General features: G+C 50.6%; 4 protein-coding genes. 2 read left to right on the forward strand and 2 right to left on the reverse strand.

Annotated elements, in window-relative coordinates; translation table 11 throughout:
* The first annotated feature begins 102 nt into the window (after positions 1 to 102).
* Both CVU71_18365 and CVU71_18370 read left to right on the forward strand, forming a co-directional pair.
* Positions 103 to 1,671 (forward strand): bifunctional ADP-dependent NAD(P)H-hydrate dehydratase/NAD(P)H-hydrate epimerase, encoded by a 1,569-nt coding sequence (locus CVU71_18365; GenBank protein PKN16869.1) that lies wholly within the window; start codon positions 103 to 105, stop codon positions 1,669 to 1,671.
* Positions 1,672 to 1,994: 323 nt separating this feature from the next.
* On the forward strand, positions 1,995 to 3,170 hold the full coding sequence (locus CVU71_18370; GenBank protein ID PKN16870.1) for a hypothetical protein: 1,176 nt from the start codon (positions 1,995 to 1,997) through the stop codon (positions 3,168 to 3,170).
* Between the two features lie 15 nt (positions 3,171 to 3,185).
* On the opposite strand, the gene CVU71_18375 is transcribed toward CVU71_18370, so the two are convergent.
* Together CVU71_18375 and CVU71_18380 are read right to left on the reverse strand one after the other, a co-directional pair.
* Positions 3,186 to 4,160 carry an octaprenyl diphosphate synthase gene (locus tag CVU71_18375; protein ID PKN16871.1) on the reverse strand — a complete coding sequence of 325 codons (975 nt, stop codon included), beginning with the start codon at positions 4,158 to 4,160 and terminating at the stop codon, positions 3,186 to 3,188.
* Positions 4,161 to 4,228: 68 nt separating this feature from the next.
* Positions 4,229 to 5,161, reverse strand: coding sequence for a hypothetical protein (locus CVU71_18380; GenBank protein PKN16872.1), 933 nt, complete (start codon positions 5,159 to 5,161; stop codon positions 4,229 to 4,231).
* Positions 5,162 to 5,171 lie beyond the last annotated feature (10 nt).

Here is a 5,171-nt window from a genome sequence, read left to right on the forward strand (position 1 = left end):
ATAACCTCTCCTTAAAATGTTATTGGTAAATAATGATGAATTATTTTATACTATAAAAAGAATTATTCAAATCAAAACATGAGGAATGTGAGGAAAAAAACCATGAAACTGGCCACCGTGGAACAAATGCGAGGGATGGATCGGCATGCAATAGAAAAATTAGGTCTTGCTGAAGAAATCCTGATGGAAAACGCTGCACTGGCTTCTGTTGTTCTGTTGCAAAGAAAAATCGGTATCCGAGGCAAAACGTTTGTGATTTTTTGCGGAGCCGGCAACAACGGAGGCGACGGCCTGGCCGTGGCGCGTTTGATTTACTCGGCAGGCGGGCAGGCAAAAGTATTCCTGGTGTCTTCGCCGAAGAAATACAGTGGAGCGGCAAGGACGAATTATGATGTTTTGTGCAACCTGTTCGGCGACGTTCAACTGTTGAGCCGGGCCGATGAAGCACGGGTTGACGCGCTGCACTGTGATGCCGTCGTGGACGCTGTTTTCGGTACGGGACTGGATCGAGATGTCAAGGGATTGGCCGCGGATGTGATCAGTCTGATTAATTCCAGTGGACGCCCGGTATTGAGTCTTGATATTCCTTCAGGGATTTCAGGTGACACGGGAAGGGTCGTGGGGGCCGCGGTCAGGGCCGCTTACACCGTAACGTTTGGTTTGCCGAAAATCGGCAACCTGCTTTATCCAGGTTATGACCATTGCGGAGAGCTTTTTGTGACACATATTTCCTTTCCTCCGGCACTTTATGACCGGGATAGTCTTCTGACACAGACCAATGAGCGGGTGTTGCTGCCTCCACGATCTGCCGAGGCCTATAAGGGGTCGATGGGTGATGTGCTGTTTATTGCCGGCGGGGCCAATTACTTTGGCGCACCGTATTTTTCCGCCATGTCGTTTTTGAAAGCGGGCGGCGGCTACGCAAGGCTTGCGGCGCCCGCCTCGATCATCCCGTTCATTGCTCAGTCGGGACGCGAAATTGTTTATCTGCCGCAGAGGGAAACAGCGGCATTCAGCCTGTCTCTAAAAGCCAAACCGGAACTCCTGTCTTTTGCGGAGAAGGCCGATATGGTGGTGATCGGGCCGGGCCTGTCTTTGCAGGAGGAAACGACAAAGCTCGTACGCGAGATGGCTGCCGTCATTTCTAAACCTCTTCTTATTGACGGCGACGGTTTGACGGCAATTGCCGAGCGGCCGGAAATACTGCTCAAAAGAAAAGCGGCAACGATTCTCACCCCTCACGCGGGAGAGATGGCGCGTTTGATGCGCAAGACCGTGGCTGAGGTGAATGCCGATAAGATTGATATTTTGCGGGCGGCGGCCGCGAAATTCAACGCAACCGTTGTTTTCAAAGGCGCTCATTCGCTGATCGGGTTGGTGGATGGCCGGGTGTATGTCAATTTGAGCGGCAATCCGGGAATGGCGACAGCCGGAAGCGGTGACGTACTGACCGGATGCATCGCAGCTTTGCAGGGATTTGGTTTGAGTTCGGAGATGGCAACGCGCAAGGGTGTCTTTCTTCACGGATATGCGGGAGATCTGGCAGCCGGGCAAAAAGGCCTGGACGGCATCACCGCAACGGATATTCTGGAACATCTGCCGCAGGCATTGAAAGACGACCGGGCGGGAACTATCGATTCAAAATATTGCGAACCGCCGGTTATTTTGTAATGGGGGCGAAAAGCTCGTCATATAAGCTTGATGTCCGGGGAGAAACGACAGGCCCGTTTATTGAAAAACGGGCCTTCACCAGGCAATAAACACGATTTACACCTGGCGGAAAACGTCGAATGTGCGCTTTATCCTTGCGGCATGAAGATTTTCTTGACATCCAAAACCGCGTTTTCTATATTAACAAAGATTTAAGGAGTGTTTGCCGATCAGCACGTTTTGTGACAGGCTTGTGGCCCTTCAGAACAAACGGTCAACCGGCTTATGATAGATCAGGAATGCAGACGGCCTTCCTCAACGCAAAAAAAAGGAAATAAAAAACTATGTCCAATAACATCGTGTTCTCCGGGAGCCTGATATTCTTAACGCTTGCTGATGTTTTTCAGCTACTGGGAGGAAATAATTGCACGGGAACATTGACCTTGCGGAGTCAATATTCAGCGGATAAGGGCGTTGTGCATTTTATCGACGGCCAGCCGATTAATGCCGTTTTGGGCAAACTGAAAGGATTGGACGCGGTATACGCTCTTTTCGGGTGGACTGACGGAACGTATGATTTTGCAGAAGGTGATTTAACCGGCGTTGAACGTGTCATTAAAAAGAGCATGATGGAGATTGTGCTGGATGCTTTGCGTCTGGTGGATGACGGAGGGATAGCCCTGGTCGGTTCCGGTCCCGTCGGTCCGGAAGAAGGAGAGGAAGGCGGAGCCGGCGGTGTAAAAGCAGATTTTCTGCAGCCTATTAAAGGGCCAAACGTCGATTACCGGTATGTGCGAATCGAAGAAAATTATTCCGCCGGCGCGACGATCGTGAAAGAGGGCAACCACGGCAAATGGCTGTGGGTCATCGCTGACGGTACCGTAAAGATCATCAAGGAAACACCCAAAGGCGCCATAACCCTGGCCAGGCTTGGAGAAGGATGTTTTATCGGGACCATCCGGTCGTTCCTTTACGGTGCATACGAGAGAAGCGCCACGGTGATTGCCGAAGATAACGTTCAGCTGTGTCTGCTCGATGCGGAAGCCCTTAACCAGGAGTACTCGTTACTGTCGGAGGATTTCAAAAAGATTCTTCTGAGCCTTGATAACAGGTTCAGGATGATCAACATCAATGCCATTCAGGCCCATATTGGTGAATACTCAAGAGAATTGCCGCAAGACAAGGTTGTTGAAAGTCAGTTTCACAATAATACGGAGTTCTATATTATCAGGGAGGGAACAGCCGATATCATTGGTAAGGGTCTCAAGGGAGATGTGAATCTCATGACTCTGGGAGCAGACGATGTTTTCGGTAAGATTCCTTTCATGGCCTTCGGTCATGAACCTTTATACGCGTCCGTCATGACATCGAGCCCTTTCCAGGCCGATGTTCTGGACAGCGCGGCGCTTCAGAAGGAATATGACAATCTTTCCCATACGTTCAGAAATTTTGTTTTCAGCACGGCCACAAACATATCCATGACAACGAAACTGTTCTATCACCTGCTTGGACATACCTAGCCGTGTATTTCCCGGCTATTGTTTTCGCGACAGGACGTAATCGGCTACTGCATGCAGATGGTCTTTTGCGGGACTTTGGTTAAACACGTCCAGATCGTTGATGGATTCCCGGATAAATGTTTGCGCCCGGGTCAGCGAATAGTCGATACCGCCGGAACCCTGGATCAGGGCAAAGATCTTTCTGATGGTTTCAGGCGAAAAAGATTTGTTTTCTATGGTGGTTTTAATCATATCCCGTTCGGTCTGAGAGCATCTGGCCAGTGTGTAGATAAGCGGCAGCGTCATCTTGCCTTCTTCCAGATCCTTGCCGATGGCTTTTCCGAAATCTTCCTCCTGGGCCATGTAGTCGAGGGTGTCGTCCGTGATCTGAAAAGCCATGCCGATTTTGTATCCGTACTGCCCCAGCGCTTGGATTTGCTCATTTGACGCACATGCCAGAACCGCAGCGCTTTCGCAGGCGGCGGAAATCAATACGGCGGTTTTCTTTTCTACAATACTCAGATATTCCGCTTCTGTCAGATTTGTATCTCCGCACTTCATCAACTGAAACACTTCGCCCTCCGACATGGTGTTGGTCATTTTCGACATCAGCCGGTAAATTTCAAGGTCGCCGATTATGGAAAAAAGAGTGAAGGCTTTGGAATAAAGAAAATCACCAACCAGGACGCTTGCGGCGTTGCCCCAGACATGGTTTGCGGAGGTTTTGCCGCGGCGGATGACGGCTTCATCAATGACATCGTCATGCAGGAGACTGGCTGTGTGGATGAATTCTATGGATGCGGCGAGCGGAAATCGCGACTCTCCCGTAAAACCGCAGAGTCGTGCACAAATCAGATGCAGCAAGGGTCGGAACCGCTTGCCCCCGCTGTCAATCAAATGGTGCGCCACTTCGGGAATCAGTTTGATGTCGGACGAGATGTATTGATCGAGGTAGGCCTCGATTTGAACCATCTCATCAGCATAAGCAGCGAAAACATCGGATATCTGCATGACCCTTGTAACCTCAAGAATATTTGGAAAAACTATATGAGAAATCCGTGACGATTGTCAAATATGTTTTACAGGAGTTCTCCGTACAGATCATAGTGATCGGCCGCGGTTATTTTGCATTTCATAATGCTGCCGATTTTAGCGCCATTGTTTCGGATGTATGTGACGCCGTCGATTTCCGGGGCCTGCCTTCGGCAGCGTCCGATAAACGCAAATCCTTCGCGGTCGCTTTTCTCTTCAATCAGCACCTCCTGAACCGATCCGGTTAATTTCTGGTTTATGGCATAAGAAATATCTGCCTGTTCAGACATAATGAGATCGCGTCTTCTTTCTTTTTCTTTCTCGCCAATCCGCGAAGGCATTTTTGCCGCAGCCGTGCCTTCTTCACGGGAATAGGTGAATACGCCGAGGTGATCAAACCGTGCTTCCTTGACGAAATCGAGCAGACGCTCGAACCGCTTTTTCGTTTCTCCCGGAAAACCGACGATCAGCGATGTCCGGAGTGCAACATCCGTCATGAGGCTCCGCGACAGGCTGATGATTTCACGGATTCGTTCTGAAAAAACCCCGCGGTTCATCGCGGTCAGGACCGTGTTGTCAATATGCTGAACCGGCAGGTCTATGTAACGGCAGATCTTTTGATGACCTGCGATGGCTTCCAGCACGTCTGCTGTGATGTGTGCCGGGTGTGTATAGAGCAGTCTGACCCAGCTTAAGCCGGGCAGGGATGCCAGATCAGACAAAAGAGCGGAAAGCTTCGGACGGGTTTTCAGATCGCGTCCGTAGGCCGTTGTATCCTGACCGATCAGGATGATTTCCCTGATGCCGCGATCGGCAAGTTTTTGCGCTTCCAGCAGGATGTCGTCGGGCCGGCGGCTACGTGCTTTGCCGCGAATGGATGGAATGGCGCAGTAGGCGCAGCAGTTGGAGCAGCCGTCGGATATTTTTAAATAAGCCGTGGCGGTATCCGGAGAGAGGATTCTGTCGTGACGGGAGCTCATCAGGAAGTCA

The sequence above is a fragment of the Deltaproteobacteria bacterium HGW-Deltaproteobacteria-6 genome (genome assembly GCA_002840435.1).
In the GTDB taxonomy this organism is placed as follows: Bacteria; Desulfobacterota; Syntrophia; order Syntrophales; family Smithellaceae; genus UBA8904.

What these genes read in the sequence shown, in the direction of transcription:
- CVU71_18365 (PKN16869.1), top strand. Translation starts at nt 103, where the DNA reads ATGAAACTGGCCACCGTGGAACAAATGCGAGGGATGGATCGGCATGCA.
- CVU71_18380 (PKN16872.1), bottom strand. Translation starts at nt 5,161, where the DNA reads ATGAGCTCCCGTCACGACAGAATCCTCTCTCCGGATACCGCCACGGCT.
- CVU71_18370 (PKN16870.1), top strand. Translation starts at nt 1,995, where the DNA reads ATGTCCAATAACATCGTGTTCTCCGGGAGCCTGATATTCTTAACGCTT.
- CVU71_18375 (PKN16871.1), bottom strand. Translation starts at nt 4,160, where the DNA reads ATGCAGATATCCGATGTTTTCGCTGCTTATGCTGATGAGATGGTTCAA.